Raw genomic sequence first — 17368 nt, 5'->3', positions numbered from 1 at the left:
CAATGGTAGTTCTGCAATACTTTGTGATTTTACTAACTTACATTGGGTTGGGGTTGGGCTACTTACCTGGACTGCGGATGAATCGCGCCACAATTGCCCTAGTAGGTGCAGCTTTGTTGATGGCATTGGGATTATTGGATCTGCCTGCGGCGTGGAGTGCGATCGACTACAAAACACTCGTGTTTTTGTTCGGCATGATGATAATTAGCGCCAATTTAGCGGCTTCCGGTTTTTTTTGGTTGGCTGTAGATTACACAATTCGCTATATCCACAGTCCATTTGGGTTATTAATAGTCCTAACTTTTGGTAGCGGCTTTCTCTCAGCACTGTTCCTCAATGACACGATCGCCCTAATTCTCACACCTCTGGTAGTTAGTCTGACACAATTACTCAAGCTCAACCCCGTTCCCTACTTGTTGGCACTGGCTGGCGCAACCAATATTGGTTCTGTTGCCACACTTAGCGGCAATCCGCAGAATATCTTGATTGGTTCGTTCTCTGGTATTAGTTATCTTGACTTTGCCAAAGCTTTAACACCAATTGCTTTAATTGGTTTAGTTATTCAAGTAGGGTGGCTGTGGTGGCTGTATCCAGAGGTACGCTTGCTGCGTCCTGATTTAAAAGTAGAACTACCTAATTATCGTATCTTTAAACCGCTGCTAATCAAGAGTCTGCTAATTACTGCCGGATTGCTGGGAGCTTTTTTGATTGGCATTCCGACTGCTCAAGCAACATTAATTGCTGCTGGACTAATATTAGTAACGCGCCGCCTCAAGCCAGAGCGAATTTTACAAAAAGTGGACTGGGATTTGCTGCTGATGTTCTGTGGACTATTTATCCTCACCGAAGGCGTGCAGAAACTCGGTTTATTAACATGGTTTTCTGGCTTTGTTCGCGATCCTTTGAGCATTCTGGGAGTGACCGTGTTGTTGTCAAATTTGGTATCTAATGTTCCAGCGGTACTGCTACTACATCACTTAATTCCTCATCCCGACACAAAAACTTGGCTACTGTTAGCAGCAGCTTCCACATTGGCTGGAAATTTAACGCTGCTGGGTTCTGTGGCCAATTTGATTGTGGCGGAGGCAGTTGCTAAACGCGGATATCGGCTAACATTTGGGGAGCATTTGCGATTTGGACTACCATTGACTGTTATCACTTTGGCACTTTGTTATTTCTGGATTTACTGAGTTTACGTGCAGCAGAAGCATCGATTCCGGCTAGTTGACGGTATTTAACGACAGTCCGACGGGCGATCGCCATTCCAAATCTCAGCTTTAGGAGTTGAGCGAGTTGCTCGTCGCTGTAGGGTTTTGTGGTTGGTTCTTCTTGAATCAATTGGATAATTAACTGTTGAATTTGTCTAGATGTACGTCCACCAACCCCAATCGGAGGACACAGCGATCGCAACGGCAAAATTTGGCAAGGCTTTTGGCCAATTAATAAATAGCGCTCTCGCACAATGCGGCTGATGGTAGCATCGGAAAGCCCAACTGACTGAGCCACTAGCTGCTGCGGTGTGGGCACTAAATCTAGACTATCTTTACTGACCAGAAAGGCTTGCTGGCGTTCTACCAAAAATTGTCCTACTTTGAGTAAATTTTCTTGCCACTGATTTAGTGCCGTTAGCAAACTCTGTGCTTGTTGCAGCAAGGTTGCCAATCGTGGGTTATTTGGGTATTGGTTGAGAGTAGCAAAGGCTTCTTCATCCAAGCAAAACTCTCGACTCGCCTCATAAACTAAAGAAACCTGCCAGCTGTTTGCATGAAATTCGGCTTTGAGATCGGGAGTGACTATACTCGCCGGATAATAACTAAAGTTCCTTCCCGGTCGAGGTTCGAGCATCTGAATTTCTAAAATTGCTGCTGTTAGTGCTTTTAAAGTGGGTAGTTCTAAAAGTCTTTGTTGCAGTTTTTCTAGTAACAATTGTTGATTTTGCCTAGCTTCGTTTGAGTTCCCAACACAATTGGCTACATCTTCTAAATTATCTCGTACTAGTAACGCCGCTAAACTATGGGGGCGATCTTGAAGTTGTAATAACAGACATTCTTGTAGCGATCGCGCTCCCACACCTGGGGGATCGAGGTTTTGCAGCAAAGGCACAACTGCTTTTAGCTCAGAGGCACTCCAAGGGCTTTCCGCAGCCCAGACTTGTGGTGATTCTTCTAAATAGCCGGAGGATGAGAGCCACTTTGTCAAGTGAATTAAAGCTTCTCGCCGTCTAGATGTCAAGCTGAGGGCAGAAATTTGTCCTCGCAAATGTTCTTGTAAACTAAGTTCTCTAGCAATTGGACTGTACCAATTTGGTAAAACATCCTCTAGCAATGCTTCTCTATTTTCAGAGTTTTGACGCAAGAAAGGATTTTGCTTGGCTTGTTCTTGTAAATACTCTCGAACCCGCAGATAATTCCAAGGCAGCAGTTGCACCAAATGCCGCAGCGTTGGATAAAGAATTGCTTGCGTTTCTAAATGGGTTTCTAAAGAAGTTGAATTTAATATAGGCATGTTTATAAGTAGTGCTGAGTTAGTTGTCAGTTGTCAGAAGTTATTCTCCCTCACTCCCTCATCTCCCCCTGCTTCCCCTGCTCCCCCTACTCGCTTGTGCTTATGTATCGTCTTTGTGGTTAAAAACGAGGTATTCGGGTAAAATCGTGCGTCCTCCAGAGAGAATCGCTGCTCGTTCCAAAGTGTTTTGTAATTCGCGTACATTTCCCGGAAAAGGATAATTTCGCAATTTCTTTATTGCCGACTCAGCCAGCGCTAACCGTTTTAATCCCTGTCGCACAGCAATGCTGTTGAGAAAGTGTTGTGTGAGTTGCTCTAAATCTTCAGGGCGATCGCGCAAAGGTGGTAATTCAATCCGCACGACGTTCAGGCGATAAAATAAATCTTCTCGAAATTGGTTTTGCTGTACCATTCGCTCTAGATGGCGATTTGTGGCAGCAATAATTCGCACATCGACTGTGCGTGTCTGGTTGCTGCCCAATCTCTCAAAGGAACGATCTTGCAACACCCGCAGTAGCTTACCTTGAATAGCGGGACTGAGTTCTCCGACTTCGTCTAAAAAAATTGTGCCGCTATTTGCCTGCTCAAACCGACCGATGCGGAGGTGGTTTGCTCCGGTAAATGCCCCTTTCTCGTGTCCAAATAGTTCTGCTTCTAGCAAATGTTCTGGCAATGCGGCGCAGTTAACTTTTACTAAAGGCGCTTTACTGCGGGGACTGGTAGCATGAAGTGTGGCTGCAACCAGTTCTTTACCAGTACCAGATTCTCCAGTAATCATTACTGTTGTATTTGTGGGAGCAACGCGACCAATTAGCTTGAAGACAGATTGCATCAATTGCGATCGCCCTAATAATTCTTCTTGTCCGGCCTGTAATGTCGATTCGCCAACTTGATACATTGGCTCTTGATGATGGGCTAATGCTTTGGCTGTTAGGGTTACTAGTTCGTCTAAGTCAAAGGGTTTGGTTAGGTAATCGTAAGCACCCAATTGCATCGCCTCGATTGCCGTACGGCTGGTTCCGTAGGCTGTCATAACAATCACTGGCAACTCAAATAGTTTTTGATCTAGCTGCTTGAGCACAGTCATTCCCTGTGTTTTGGGCATTTTCAGATCCAAAAACACCAAATCGGGACGAGTCGCGGCATCTTGTAATAACTTTAATCCCTGTTCTCCGTCTGCCGCTTCTAGCACTTCATAGCCTTCGCTGCTAAGAATTTGCGCGATCGCCTGTCGCAAGGCTTTTTCGTCGTCAACGATCAGAATTTTGGCCATTGCACCTGATATCCTCATCCCAAGGTAGATAAATGCTAAAGCGAGTACATCCCGGTTGAGATTGCACATCGATGTAACCTGCATGACGTGTCATAATTTCGTGACTGATTGCCAGCCCTAATCCTGTTCCTTCAGGCTTGGTGGAATAGAAAGGCACGAAAATTTGCTCTTTTTCAGCAGCAGACAACCCCTGTCCTCGATCTTCAACCCAAGCAACTAAGTAGCCTTCGTCTCGTCCAACTCCAACCGTCACCTGTCCAGCTTCGGGACTAGCTTGAATTGCATTCAAAATTAAATTGACTAATACCTGTCCTAATTCCCGACGACGTAGCAAAATTTCTGGAAAGGGTTGTGTTGGAGGATGATAGATGAGAGCGATTCCCCGCTCATCAGCTTGCAAGCGTAGCAGCGCCATCGATTCTTGAGCGATCGCTTCTAGCGAAGTCGGTGTCGGAATTTCTTGCTGATTGTGGTCAAAATACAAAAGTCGCTGCACTAAAGATTCCAGACGCTCTACCTGTTCGAGTAGACTAGCGATCGGTAAGTGAGTAATCTCCTGTTTCTGTAATTGACGTTCTGTGTATTGCAAGTTCAGCCGCATACTGGCAAGAGGATTGCGGACTTCATGAGCAACACCTGCTACCAGTTGTCCCAAGGAAGCTAGCCGCTCAACTCGTCGCAAGCGTTGCTCCAAATCTTGACGGCGAGACTGCATTGTATTTATGGCAGTTCCCAATAAGCCCATCTCCGCAGGTAGAGGGGGAATTTGCTCTAAGGGATTGGCCTCCATTGCTTTAAGACTGAGTTGCAATCGCTGCACGCCCCTTTGAAGTTGGGCTGCAATCGCAAACGTCCACACTCCGATAATCAAAATCCCTAGCAATATTAATCCACTGAGAATTTTCGGTTGCCCATTTTCCGGACGTGGCATCCGTTTCATCGTCCACACAGCCCCCCATAGCGGTAGCGGATCGGCTCGCAGTACCAAGATGTCTAGCTTTGGTCGTAGTATTAGTTCTTGAGGTAATCCTTGACTGGTTGCTTGTCGCGTTAATTGCACAATCGCATCTCGTTCCGCAGGCGGGATGTCGGTTTTTGGCACTGGCCCGCCGTGAGTGGGGAAAGCATATCCTAGCAGGCGATCGCGTTGTAAAAGATAAAATCCTCCTTCTACACGAGGAAAATTTACCAAAGCCTCTGTTGATAAATCTTCCAAGGACTTATTTAAACGTTCATCTGGAATTTGTGTACGATTCAGCTGCGATTCCCAAAACAGCTGAATCAGCCGTGTATTAGCGCTGGCAAGCTCGCGCTGATTCCGAGCAATCACTGTGCCTTCTAGGCTTTCAAATACTTGTACTACCAGTCCCAATGCCAATCCACTGAAGCCCAGAAACAGCACTGTCAAAATTGTTAGTTGCTGCCCTAGTGTCCAGCGTCGCAGAATCATAAAACGTCGATTGAATCAAGACAAAACATGAGGTGCAAAAACTATGCCAAAACTAGTTTTTATCTTGCTCGATTTAGTCTAACTTGGCTTGTACCTTTGGCACGATTTTTGCACTTTCAGGATGTGGAATTTTAAGTCAGACAGGATTATGAATAACTTCCACGATCGCATTACTTCCCAAACTGCTACAGAACTATTTGCCCTAGCAGCACAACTCCAAGGACAAAAATCCCATGACTACGCGCCTTCAGAACTGCTGCAAGCGGCAACAGAAGCAGGCATTTCTCCAGACAATCTTCAAGAGGCATTACAAATTCTGCGTAGCAAACAGACTCAAGACAAAATTCGCCACCGCAATCTGCGCTTAATCCTCGGCAGTGGAGTAGCCGGAATCGCGATCGCTTTAACTGGCGTTTGGGCTTACTTTACCCTCAACCAGCAATCAGCGATTGGCAGACAGGCAATGCCTGCGGCGATCGTGAATTCAGCCAATTTAGTTGCTCCTGATGGCGATGCTGTCACCTACACTGGTACAGTACAACAATACTTACTCAATCCCGAAGGCAAAGTCGAAGGTTTACTCCTCAAAAATGGACTTCAAGTAAAGTTTCCGCCTCATTTAAGCAAGCAACTAACTAACTCCATCGCTCTAGGTGCTGAGGTTCGCATCACTGGCATAGCTGGTACAGCCACTCGCTTTGGTCAGGAAGTCCGGGCCATCCAAATTGGCAATCAACACCAGCAGACAATTGTTGCCGAATCTCCTACGACTCCTCCTTTGCCTCCTGTTAACAAAGCTAGTTACACCAGTCTTTCTGCTGAGGGTACTGCTCAACATTGGCTAGTTGGGCATCGAGGAGAACTTAACGGACTGATCCTCGCTTCTGGGGTAGAAGTTAAGTTTCCGCCCCATGTCGGCGAACAACTAATCGATTTGATTCGAGGAAATGACAAAATTCAAGTTCGGGGTTTTGGTAGCCGCAACAGTTACGGAGAAGTGATAGAAGCTACCGAATTAACCGCGAATGGGCAAAATGTTGCGATCGCTCCACCACTGCCTACAAAGTAAAGGCATCTGAAGCAGAATTAACTCGATGAGATTGTCAGCTCTCGCTCTTTGACTTTAGTTTTTGCTGATGGATTTAATAAAGCGATCGCAGGTTGTTCTTCCTTTTTATACACTGAGCTTAATAGGATATCTAACACATCAGCTTTCCGGGCAAGTTCGATGGCACGATGGGTAATGATATCGCCCGGACTTAAAATTACGCTATCATCCTTGTTTAAAATGATTCGATTCACGGTACGTCCTAAAGCATCTTTGATGCGGTGTTCTTCTAATGTTTGAATTGCTTGCTGGCGTACCTGTTCAAACCTTTTTTGCAGGATTGCCACGAAGCTAGTTACATTCTCTTGTACGCGAACAACGCTATCTAACACCAATTCGCTTGTATCCGCAAGTGTGCGATTGGCACTAGAACCAACTGCGTCAATGAAGGTTAAGCCAACCGCATTGAGTAGCGCCCGTTCTTGCTTGTAACTGCGGCTGCGCTCAATTACTTGTTGGGTAACAATTTGTCCTGGTGCAGCTACAACTAATCCGTCATTAGTCCGAACTAACTGATGCACTCGTCGTCCCAAAGCTTGTTCTACTAAATAACTAGCAACAATATTGCTGGTTGAGTTACTCAATTCGGCTGTTAAGCTGCCTTTTGTTGCTTGGAAGAGTTGGTTAAGTATTCCCTGATGCTCGGCTCGTTCGGCAATTTCCAATGAAATTGGCTGTCCTTGAGCAATTAGCAATGTTCCATTCGGGGAAATTACATCGCAATCAACCACTCTATCAATTACTAATGCCTTTTGTTCTTCTGAATTGATAATTGCATTCATTAATTTGGTGGCAGTGTTGCGAGTTGTTAATCGCAACTTTTCATCGGCGATCGCAGTTGTTTGTTTGACAGTTTCCTGGAATTGATTGCTAGTTGTGTCTACAGTTTGCTGAATTTTGCGATTTAACTCGGCTGCAACATCACCTCCAGCTGCTCGATAAAGTTGATGGAGTACGCCCAGACGTTCGGCCTCATTTGCAATCGATCTAGTAACTGTTTGTCCCCGCATCGCTAACATGCTGCCATCTGGGGCAAATACATCTCTATCTGCAATTTGACCAACTACAAAAGCTTTTTGCGCTGTTGAATCGATAATCGCGTTTGTCAGCGATGTTGTTGCTGCTTGATTGGCATCTTGCAATTGTCTGCTAACAGCCTCAGTTGTTTCTTGGAATTTTTCTGTAGCAATCTCACCTACTTTCTGAAGTTTTTGATTAGCTGCTGCTGTGGTGTCTTGTATTGTATTGCTAGCTGTTTGAATGGCTCCTTTAAAACCACCCACTTGTTCTTGCATGAGTTCAGCAGTTTCAATGGGTACAAATGCAAAATTCTCTCCGATTTTGAGCGTGTTAGTAGCAGGAACAAAGCATCGTCCAGAATAAGCATCAGCAAACAAACCGCCGGATACTTCGTATCCTTCAACGACTCCTGTCTGTTCGTCAAAATAAAGGTCAATCATTGTTCCCAAATCGCGTCCATTTATAGTCAAGATTCGGGTTCCTTTGAGCACGTTGTTGCGTTTGACAATAGCTCTAATTTCTGGCGCTTTCTTAATTTTGACAACTGCTGCTTTTGAAGGTACAATTACAGCGTTTAAACCGATCGCTTGTACTTGAGCAAATGGAATCACACGGGCACTACGAAACAAGCCGCCATCATCCACAAGCAGTCCCAGAAGTCGATCGCTCTGTTGGTCAAAAATCAAGTCTTGAATCCGCTCAATTCGTTCTCCGGTATTGTAAGCAACAACAATTTTTCCGATTAAATCAGTTCCTCGACGCATATCTTTAATTCCTTTGGTAGTGCTGAGTTCCTAAAGTTTGTTTGCAGGTAAATCATGCCGCTTGCTTTGAACCAGGGAACCCGTCCTACGCAATGGCTTTTCCTCACAGTTTTTCGATGATTGAAAAATTAATTATGAATACTTATTACTCAGCACTATTTTAGATAAGCAAGTTGTTGGAGAATTAGAAGATAAACTGCTTGTGTTCAGCTTAATTTTTACTTGTTGAACCAGATTCTCTAAATCGAAGACACCTTGATATTCAAGTACTCCAGCAGCGGATATCGCGACAACAATCGCAGAAAGCATATACAAACCAGCAGGCGATCGCCGCTGTCCTATCAATCTTGGCATTATTTTTTTCCTTACTATCTTATCGAGTAAAAACAGAGTAACTATGGCTAATTGATAGCTCTATCGAAGCTATAAAACACTTTTCAAAATTCAATTTGAATTAATTAAGACCACAGAAGAAAAAAGCAATCCTCTAAATATTGTATTTATTGATGAGGATTGCTGTATTTCAATCAAACCATCGTCAAAATTGGTAAACAAATCAGTATGCTTGCGATTGCACTAATACTCTACAAGTTAGTGACAAATTTTGCGGTACGTTTGAAGAACGATGACAGTTTGAATCTATCGCTAATTCTGAATTGCGAATTTGGGATTCTTGAGCCAGTAAAATTGATTAATCGATCAGTTTTTTAACTTGATCTTTGGTGTCTTCAACTGATTGGCTAACATTAGCCTCAGCTTGTTTTAGCTTACCTTCGGCTTCTAGCTCTGGATTGTCAGTTACTTGACCTGCAACTTCTTTAGCTTTACCTTCAATGTTTTTGGCAGTTGCTTTGATTTTATCTTCTAAGCTCATAAAATTCTCCTTCGATAATCAGGTTCAAAAGTTGGTAAAAAATCAAGACTTTGGATTCTTACTACTCTTTCTTACGAAAGAGATAAGTTTAATTCGTAAGAGTCATTGACATTTAAACATATCAATGTTAGAGCTTGATTGTGCTTTTTTGAGAAAGCTTGTAGCTTTCATTTTTAGTATACATAAAAGTTTAAAAATTGACATATAGCTACTAAAAATGCACGATCCTATTAGTTTATCTATGTTGTAAAAATTTCGTAAAAACCTTTAAAAATTTAACTTTTTAATATAAAGGTGTGACCTGTTTCTAGCAATTTTGTGACCTGTTTTTAGCAGCAAATGTAAAATTCTGAAAACTTTATAAATACAAGGTTTTGCATCATAGTTATATTAATTTTTAGACCTTACATATTGGCGCTTGTAAATAGTATTGATTAATTATATTTATGGATTTCATAATTAAGCATTAACTTATTACACCATCATCTTTTAGGTTAGAATATAAAACTATCTCCTGCACTGTATACAAAAATTATTTAAAATAAAGTTTGCGTGTCAAAAATCTGCACCTAGCAAATATCAGAAGTTACTTTCAATAGACAAAAATAACAATCAATATGGAACGCTTATCTGACGCATTACGGAATCGGATAAAGGTTACAGTAAAACGAACAAGAGAAGCGATCGCAGATTCCTTAGTTAACTTAGAACAAAAAAGTCAAGTCAGTTTAGTTGACGTAAAAAAACAGGTTAAAACACAGCTTTTTGAAACAAAAAATCAAGTTAAAACTCAAATTTCTGAGGCTAAACAGCAGGTTGAAACACATCTCGTCACTTGGAATAATTTTCGTCAGATTGAGAGTATCCAGTCGGAGCGCTTTGTAATTTTCCTGCTGAAACTACTACTTAAAGAGCAGAAATCTCCAACCGAGAAACCAAGGTTCAAAGCAGGTTCTTTATTTCCTGATGGCTGGACAACATTAGCAGCATTGACGTTGGTACTGCGAGGTGTAGCAGAAGTTTTGTCACAAAAGTCAGATTTATCCTGGAAAATTAAGTCTGATTCGATTTTGAGTTACGAAAAACCTGTTAATAAAGGACGTAGTGGCAAAATCGAGTATTATATCAGCGATGAAATTTCTCCACAAAAGCAAGCATCAACAATAGATGCTGCTCTTACCACCATTGAGGAATTTGACCCCAGAGCAGGTGCTATTCATCTAATTTACTGTGCTAAAGCACTTCAGCTTCACGAACCTTGTAATCAAGCTTTTGCGATCGATGATAAACAGTTGGTTGAATATACAGGTTTATCAAAGCGCCGTGATTTGAGCAAATCACAAAAATTAGAGATTCTAGATAGTTTGGTAAGACAACCTGCTCAAGTGTTGGCAGAAATTACTTGGTTCAATACAGATAAAATTCCGGCGTTTACAACAACAGATTGGCAAATTTGGAACGTTTCTGTGGAACACAAATTTGCTGAAGCAGAGAATAGCCATTGCAAACCGATTGGTTTAACTGTTACCGTCAAACCCGGCGAGTGGGCAAGATACTTTTTGAACAAATCAGAATATTATTACCATACAGGCATCATCACCAAGAAAACCGTACAAACGCTTTTTAGTATTGGTAAGCAAAACGTCGGTGCTGCCAGAATCCTGATTTGGCTGACTTTTCAAATTGGACCCGGATTACAAAACCGCTTAATTGGCAAAACGCTGTTAGAAATTGCCTATGGAGAAAAGCGAGTTACAGCAGCAGCAAGCGATCGCCAACTACGTCGCTGTTTAGCAGACGACTTTGAAACTGATATGAATGTTGTTAAAAAAGCTGGATGGCAAATAGAACTTGAAATTGGGCCAGATTGGTTGGAGAACAAGCAAGGCAAACGTCCCACTGGATTTTGGCAAGAACTTTTAATGTCACGCTGGCGGTTCAATTTGCCGTTAGAAGCACAACAACGGTTAAACTACCCGCAAAGCCAAAACAGAATTAACCACCAAACCAAAAATCAGCGCCAACTGCGATCGCCATCAGGTGAGATTATTCGCAAAGCCAGAAAAGCTAAAGGCTGGTCGAGGGCGTTTTTTGCCTCAACGATGGGAAAAAGCATCTCTTGGGTTGACGCTGTAGAAACCAATCACCGCCAAGTCTCTGTTAAAGATTTACCCATGCTAATAGAACGTCTCGGTCTTCACCCTATGGATTGGTAAGTATAAGTTGCTAAAAGCTTGTTAATTATTAATCGTTGCCTGTTGATAGTACATTCGTATACCAAAGCAGCTAAATAAGAAAAAATATTATCGTTTCTAACTTCAGCTTTTAACTCAAAAAGTAGCTGCACAGCAAATCAGTCACATTACTCAGGTAAAATTCGCATACTTAAATCCAACCACTTCGACTGAGTAATCGGCGCACTACTCGAAATATAGTCAACACCAGTCTCGGCAATAGCACGAATCGTCTCCAAAGTGACATTCCCAGAAGCCTCAATTTTTACGCGGCTATCCTGCTGACGAATTAACTGCACTGCTTCCTGCATCATGTATACAGGCATATTATCCAACATAATAATGTCGGCTTTGTACTGTAGGGCTTTTTTCACCTGTTCTAAACTTTCCGTTTCTACCTCTATTGTCAAAGGGAAAGGAATTTGAGAACGAATGCGGGTGATTGCTTGTTCAATTCCACCAGATGCGGCAATGTGGTTGTCCTTAATCATCACTGCATCATCCAGCCCCATACGGTGGTTAATCGCGCCTCCTAAAGCAGTTGCGTACTTTTCCAAAAGTCTTAGTCCTGGTGTAGTTTTACGCGTATCTACCAACTGGGCAGATAAATCAGCAATTTGCTCCACATATTTATTTGTTAAGGTTGCAATTCCACTCAAACGCATAGCTAAGTTAAGAGCAACCCGTTCCCCCATCAGCAAAGCATCCAGCGAACCTTGAATTTCTGCCACTACCTGTCCTGACTCACACATTCCACCTTCAGCAGCAACAGCTATAAAGTTGATTTTTTCATTCAAAAGCTGAAATACTCTGGCTGCAACTGGTAAGCCCGCAATTATCCCTGGTGCTTTTGCTATCCACTTAGCAGTTCCTAGAGTTGTATTTGGTGCTAGTAGGCTATTTGTTGTGCGATCGCCCCGACCGATATCTTCCAACAACCAGCTACGCAGAAAGGGATCTAAAACCAACCAAGGCGGCAAAATAGCTGAATTACTCACAAATTTGTAGCTTATTGCAAGACATCAAGAAACAATATAGCTTGAAAACCCGTGTGGGGTATGGGAATGAAGGGGGTAGAAAATAATTTTCCAATTTTTTGGGAAAAGTAGTTGACAGTGTGTGGTGGGTTAGTTATATTGGATAAGTGCCTGAGGGAGAGCGCACGAGAGCGCAATCCGGTGGGCGACCGAACCATGAAAATATTATAGTTTGAAAGCCATTATACCACAAGTAGCCTGCGTCAAGTAAATAAGAGCACCGGGCTGAGGTGGATAAAAAAGCAGTCAAAATTAGAGCTATATGCAAACACTTCAAAATGGAGAGTTTGATCCTGGCTCAGGATGAACGCTGGCGGTATGCTTAACACATGCAAGTCGAACGGTGTCTTCGGACACAGTGGCGGACGGGTGAGTAACGCGTGAGAATCTGGCTTCAGGTCGGGGACAACCACTGGAAACGGTGGCTAATACCGGATGTGCCGCAAGGTAAAAGGCTTGCTGCCTGAAGATGAGCTCGCGTCTGATTAGCTAGTAGGTGGGGTAAGAGCCTACCTAGGCGACGATCAGTAGCTGGTCTGAGAGGACGATCAGCCACACTGGGACTGAGACACGGCCCAGACTCCTACGGGAGGCAGCAGTGGGGAATTTTCCGCAATGGGCGAAAGCCTGACGGAGCAATACCGCGTGAGGGAGGAAGGCTCTTGGGTTGTAAACCTCTTTTCTCAGGGAAGAAAAAAATGACGGTACCTGAGGAATCAGCATCGGCTAACTCCGTGCCAGCAGCCGCGGTAATACGGAGGATGCAAGCGTTATCCGGAATGATTGGGCGTAAAGCGTCCGCAGGTGGCTGTGTAAGTCTGCTGTTAAAGAGTGAGGCTCAACCTCATAAGAGCAGTGGAAACTACACGGCTAGAGTGCGTTCGGGGCAGAGGGAATTCCTGGTGTAGCGGTGAAATGCGTAGATATCAGGAAGAACACCGGTGGCGAAAGCGCTCTGCTAGGCCGCAACTGACACTGAGGGACGAAAGCTAGGGGAGCGAATGGGATTAGATACCCCAGTAGTCCTAGCCGTAAACGATGGATACTAGGCGTGGCTTGTATCGACCCGAGCCGTGCCGTAGCTAACGCGTTAAGTATCCCGCCTGGGGAGTACGCACGCAAGTGTGAAACTCAAAGGAATTGACGGGGGCCCGCACAAGCGGTGGAGTATGTGGTTTAATTCGATGCAACGCGAAGAACCTTACCAAGACTTGACATGTCGCGAATTTTCTTGAAAGAGAAAAGTGCCTTCGGGAGCGCGAACACAGGTGGTGCATGGCTGTCGTCAGCTCGTGTCGTGAGATGTTGGGTTAAGTCCCGCAACGAGCGCAACCCTCGTTTTTAGTTGCCAGCANTTAAGTTGGGCACTCTAGAGAGACTGCCGGTGACAAACCGGAGGAAGGTGGGGATGACGTCAAGTCAGCATGCCCCTTACGTCTTGGGCTACACACGTACTACAATGCTCCGGACAGAGGGCAGCAAGCTAGCGATAGCAAGCAAATCCCGTAAACCGGAGCTCAGTTCAGATCGCAGGCTGCAACTCGCCTGCGTGAAGGAGGAATCGCTAGTAATTGCAGGTCAGCATACTGCAGTGAATTCGTTCCCGGGCCTTGTACACACCGCCCGTCACACCATGGAAGCTGGCAACGCCCGAAGTCATTACTCCAACTTTTCGGAGAGGAGGATGCCTAAGGCAGTGCTGGTGACTGGGGTGAAGTCGTAACAAGGTAGCCGTACCGGAAGGTGTGGCTGGATCACCTCCTTTTTAGGGAGACCTAATCCACTCAGATATCGAAAGCATACAGTAAATAGATATTGAGATGGTCATTCCTAGGTCGGTCGTAGATATTTGTGGCGTGCTTTCAAACTATGATTTGGTTCTTATGGGCTATTAGCTCAGGTGGTTAGAGCGCACCCCTGATAAGGGTGAGGTCCCTGGTTCGAGTCCAGGATGGCCCACCTGAAGAATTTTAGATTTTCAATTTTGGATTTTAGATTGGTTTATTCAATCTAAAATCGCAAATCCAAAATCCAAAATTTTATCTGGGGGTTTAGCTCAGTTGGTAGAGCGCCTGCTTTGCAAGCAGGATGTCAGCGGTTCGAGTCCGCTAACCTCCACCTGGAAAAAGATAGATGCGATTAAATTCAGCAACGTGACATATTATAGATGTCAGACTGCTGGGAATTAATCTCAGCCAGAACCTTGAAAACTGCATAGTAACGCGATTTTAGCAGGCAGACACAGACATTCAATTGATGAATTGTGTTTGCAAGTTTTAAACCAATGTTGAAGTGGTCAAGCTAATAAGGGCTCATGGTGGATACCTAGGCACACAGAGGCGAAGAAGGACGTGGTTACCGACGAAATGCTCCGGGGAGTTGGAAGCAAACATTGAGCCGGAGATATCCGAATGGGGCAACCCTGTATACTACCTGCTGAATATATAGGCAGGAAAGAGCCAACCCAGCGAACTGAAACATCTTAGTAGCTGGAGGAAGAGAAATCAAAAGAGATTCCCTAAGTAGTGGTGAGCGAACGGGGAGAAGCCTAAACCAGTCGGTTTACTGACTGGGGTTGTGGGACAGCGAAATCGAATCTAGAGGTTAGACGAAGCAGCTAAATACTGCACCAGAGAAGGTGAAAGTCCTGTAGTTGAAAACTGACTAGATAGTAGCTGTATCCCGAGTAGCATGGGGCACGAGGAATCCCATGTGAATCAGCGAGGACCATCTCGTAAGGCTAAATACTACTGTGTGACCGATAGCGAACCAGTACCGCGAGGGAAAGGTGAAAAGAACCCCGGAAGGGGAGTGAAATAGAACATGAAACCGTGAGCTTACAAGCAGTGGGAGGACGATTCAACGTCTGACCGCGTGCCTGTTGAAGAATGAGCCGGCGACTTATAGGCACTGGTAGGTTAAAGCGAGAATGCTGGAGCCAAAGCGAAAGCGAGTCTGAAAAGGGCGAAATTAATCAGTGTTTATAGACCCGAACCCTGGTGATCTAACCATGGCCAGGATGAAGCTTGGGTAACACCAAGTGGAGGTCCGAACCGACCGATGTTGAAAAATCGGCGGATGAGCTGTGGTTAGGGGTGAAATGCCAATCGAACCAGGAGCTAGCTGGTTCTCCCCGAAATGTGTTGAGGCGCAGCGGTAATGATTATATCTGGGGGGTAAAGCACTGTTTCGGTGCGGGCTGTGAGAACGGTACCAAATCGAGACAAACTCAGAATACCCAGAGCACACATTGCCAGACAGACGGTGGGGGATAAGCTTCATCGTCAAGAGGGAAACAGCCCAGACCACCAGCTAAGGTCCCCAAATCATCGCTAAGTGATAAAGGAGGTGGGAGTGCACAGACAACTAGGAGGTTTGCCTAGAAGCAGCCACCCTATAATGAGTGCGTAATAGCTCACTAGTCAAGCGCTCCTGCGCCGAAAATGAACGGGGCTAAGCGATGTACCGAAGCTGTGGGATTGATCGAAAGGTTAATCGGTAGGGGAGCGTTCCGTCGTAGGTAGAAGCAGTAGCGGCGAGCAGCTGTGGACGAAACGGAAGTGAGAATGTCGGCTTGAGTAGCGCAAACATTGGTGAGAATCCAATGCCCCGAAACCCTAAGGGTTCCTCCGCCAGGTTCGTCCTCGGAGGGTTAGTCGGGTCCTAAGGCGAGGCCGAACGGCGTAGTCGATGGACAACGTGTCAACAATCACGTACTACGATATGGGAGCATTGCTAGGGACGCATGAAAGATAGCCATACCCTAATTGGTTTGGGAGGAGTTTACGAACTCCGGATGGTGAATGTTAGTGCCAAGAAAAGCTAGTAATGTGATGAAGATATCGTACCCGTACCCGAAACCGACACAGGTAGGGAGGTTGAGAATACCAAGGGGCGCGAGATAACTCTCTCTAAGGAACTCGGCAAAATGGCCCCGTAACTTCGGAAGAAGGGGTGCCCACCTCAGACGTGGGTCGCAGTGAAGAGATCCAGGCGACTGTTTACCAAAAACACAGGTCTCCGCAAACTCGAAAGAGGAGGTATGGGGGCTGACGCCTGCCCAGTGCCGGAAGGTTAAGGAAGTCGGTTAGGGTAACCGAAGCTGGCGACCGAAGCCCCGGTGAACGGCGGCCGTAACTATAACGGTCCTAAGGTAGCGAAATTCCTTGTCGGGTAAGTTCCGACCCGCACGAAAGGCGTAACGATCTGGATGGTGTCTCAGAGAGAGACTCGGCGAAATAGGAATGTCTGTGAAGATACGGACTGCCTGCACCTGGACAGAAAGACCCTATGAAGCTTTACTGTAGCCTGGAATTGTGTTCGGGCTTCGCTTGCGCAGGATAGGTGGGAGGCGTAGAGATATTCCTTGTGGGGAATATGGAGCCAACGGTGAGATACCACTCTGGCGAAGCTAGAATTCTAACCTACTACCGTTACCCGGTAGAGGAACAGTTTCAGGTGGGCAGTTTGACTGGGGCGGTCGCCTCCTAAAAGGTAACGGAGGCGCGCAAAGGTTCTCTCAGCACGCTTGGAAACCGTGCGGCGAGTGTAAAGGCAATAAGAGAGCTTGACTGCAAGACCGACAAGTCGAGCAGGTACGAAAGTAGGCCTTAGTGATCCGACGGCGCAGAGTGGAATGGCCGTCGCTCAACGGATAAAAGTTACTCTAGGGATAACAGGCTGATCTCCCCCAAGAGTCCACATCGACGGGGAGGTTTGGCACCTCGATGTCGGCTCATCGCAACCTGGGGCGGAAGTACGTCCCAAGGGTTGGGCTGTTCGCCCATTAAAGCGGTACGTGAGCTGGGTTCAGAACGTCGTGAGACAGTTCGGTCCATATCCGGTGCAGGCGTAAGAGCATTGAGAGGAGCCTTCCTTAGTACGAGAGGACCGGGAAGGACGCACCGCTGGTGTACCAGTTATTGTACCAACAGTAGACGCTGGGTAGCCAAGTGCGGAGCGGATAACCGCTGAAAGCATCTAAGTGGGAAGCCCACCTCAAGATGAGTGCTCTCACTACATAAGTAGGTAAGGTCACGGGCAGAACACCCGTTTATAGGCGGTAGGTGGAAGTGCAGTAATGTATGCAGCCGAGCCGTGCTA

The 17368-nt window shown here is 45.3% G+C and carries 10 protein-coding genes, 2 tRNA genes and 2 rRNA genes; 7 read left to right on the top strand and 7 right to left on the bottom strand.

Annotation, left to right across the window (positions count from 1 at the left end; all coding sequences use genetic code 11):
- Positions 1-2 precede the first annotated feature (2 nt).
- The gene (locus I8752_RS28965) at positions 3-1190 is read left to right on the top strand and encodes an anion transporter (protein WP_214435667.1); all 1188 of its coding nucleotides are present in this window, start codon (positions 3-5) and stop codon (positions 1188-1190) included.
- Here I8752_RS28965 and I8752_RS28960 read toward each other — a convergent pair.
- From I8752_RS28960 to I8752_RS28950, 3 genes are all read right to left on the bottom strand, one after another.
- Complete coding sequence (locus tag I8752_RS28960; RefSeq protein ID WP_225895979.1) at positions 1156-2505, bottom strand: RNA polymerase factor sigma-54; 1350 nt, start codon at positions 2503-2505, stop codon at positions 1156-1158. The genes I8752_RS28965 and I8752_RS28960 overlap by 35 nt on opposite strands.
- 100 nt (positions 2506-2605) lie before the next feature.
- Positions 2606-3778: a sigma-54-dependent transcriptional regulator gene (locus tag I8752_RS28955; RefSeq protein ID WP_214435666.1), complete on the bottom strand. Its 1173-nt coding sequence runs from the start codon at positions 3776-3778 to the stop codon at positions 2606-2608.
- Entirely contained in the window at positions 3756-5228 is a 1473-nt protein-coding gene (locus tag I8752_RS28950; protein ID WP_214435665.1) for a sensor histidine kinase, read from the bottom strand. Before I8752_RS28950 ends, I8752_RS28955 begins: the two co-directional genes overlap by 23 nt.
- A 148-nt stretch (positions 5229-5376) precedes the next feature.
- On the opposite strand from I8752_RS28950, the gene I8752_RS28945 reads away from it, so the two are divergent.
- Positions 5377-6297 (top strand): hypothetical protein, encoded by a 921-nt coding sequence (locus I8752_RS28945; RefSeq protein ID WP_214435664.1) that lies wholly within the window; start codon positions 5377-5379, stop codon positions 6295-6297.
- 17 nt (positions 6298-6314) lie between these two features.
- Here I8752_RS28945 and I8752_RS28940 read toward each other — a convergent pair whose 3' ends face one another.
- From I8752_RS28940 to I8752_RS28930, 3 genes are all read right to left on the bottom strand, one after another.
- Positions 6315-8120, bottom strand: coding sequence for a PRC-barrel domain-containing protein (locus I8752_RS28940; RefSeq protein WP_214435663.1), 1806 nt, complete (start codon positions 8118-8120; stop codon positions 6315-6317).
- Positions 8121-8252: 132 nt separating this feature from the next.
- On the bottom strand, positions 8253-8474 hold the full coding sequence (locus tag I8752_RS28935) for a hypothetical protein (protein WP_214435662.1): 222 nt from the start codon (positions 8472-8474) through the stop codon (positions 8253-8255).
- A 337-nt stretch (positions 8475-8811) separates the two neighbouring features.
- Entirely contained in the window at positions 8812-8994 is a 183-nt protein-coding gene (locus I8752_RS28930) for a CsbD family protein (RefSeq protein ID WP_214435661.1), read from the bottom strand.
- Positions 8995-9611: 617 nt separating this feature from the next.
- Between I8752_RS28930 and I8752_RS28925 the strand changes: the two genes are divergently transcribed.
- On the top strand, positions 9612-11210 hold the full coding sequence (locus I8752_RS28925; RefSeq protein WP_214435660.1) for a helix-turn-helix domain-containing protein: 1599 nt from the start codon (positions 9612-9614) through the stop codon (positions 11208-11210).
- 146 nt (positions 11211-11356) lie between these two features.
- Here I8752_RS28925 and nadC read toward each other — a convergent pair whose 3' ends face one another.
- Entirely contained in the window at positions 11357-12226 is an 870-nt protein-coding gene (gene nadC, locus I8752_RS28920) for a carboxylating nicotinate-nucleotide diphosphorylase (RefSeq protein ID WP_214435659.1), read from the bottom strand.
- A 314-nt stretch (positions 12227-12540) separates the two neighbouring features.
- Here nadC and I8752_RS28915 point away from each other — a divergent pair.
- The 4 genes from I8752_RS28915 to I8752_RS28900 all read left to right on the top strand — a co-directional run.
- Positions 12541-14030, top strand: a 16S ribosomal RNA gene (locus I8752_RS28915).
- A 120-nt stretch (positions 14031-14150) separates the two neighbouring features.
- Positions 14151-14224: transfer RNA gene (locus I8752_RS28910), tRNA-Ile, on the top strand.
- 86 nt (positions 14225-14310) lie between these two features.
- Positions 14311-14383, top strand: a tRNA-Ala gene (locus tag I8752_RS28905).
- Positions 14384-14559: 176 nt separating this feature from the next.
- Positions 14560-17368 (top strand): 23S ribosomal RNA (locus I8752_RS28900); the annotation flags it as partial.

It is taken from the genome of Dendronalium phyllosphericum CENA369, assembly GCF_016056275.1.
Classification (GTDB): domain Bacteria; phylum Cyanobacteriota; class Cyanobacteriia; order Cyanobacteriales; family Nostocaceae; genus Dendronalium; species Dendronalium phyllosphericum.
This window is presented reverse-complemented; position numbering and strand designations above follow the sequence as displayed.

Coding starts and splice junctions, on each gene's coding strand:
- I8752_RS28965 (WP_214435667.1), top strand. CDS start 3: ATGGTAGTTCTGCAATACTTTGTGATTTTACTAACTTACATTGGGTTG.
- I8752_RS28960 (WP_225895979.1), bottom strand. CDS start 2,505: ATGCCTATATTAAATTCAACTTCTTTAGAAACCCATTTAGAAACGCAA.
- I8752_RS28955 (WP_214435666.1), bottom strand. CDS start 3,778: ATGGCCAAAATTCTGATCGTTGACGACGAAAAAGCCTTGCGACAGGCG.
- I8752_RS28950 (WP_214435665.1), bottom strand. CDS start 5,228: ATGATTCTGCGACGCTGGACACTAGGGCAGCAACTAACAATTTTGACA.
- I8752_RS28945 (WP_214435664.1), top strand. CDS start 5,377: ATGAATAACTTCCACGATCGCATTACTTCCCAAACTGCTACAGAACTA.
- I8752_RS28940 (WP_214435663.1), bottom strand. CDS start 8,120: ATGCGTCGAGGAACTGATTTAATCGGAAAAATTGTTGTTGCTTACAAT.
- I8752_RS28935 (WP_214435662.1), bottom strand. CDS start 8,474: ATGCCAAGATTGATAGGACAGCGGCGATCGCCTGCTGGTTTGTATATG.
- I8752_RS28930 (WP_214435661.1), bottom strand. CDS start 8,994: ATGAGCTTAGAAGATAAAATCAAAGCAACTGCCAAAAACATTGAAGGT.
- I8752_RS28925 (WP_214435660.1), top strand. CDS start 9,612: ATGGAACGCTTATCTGACGCATTACGGAATCGGATAAAGGTTACAGTA.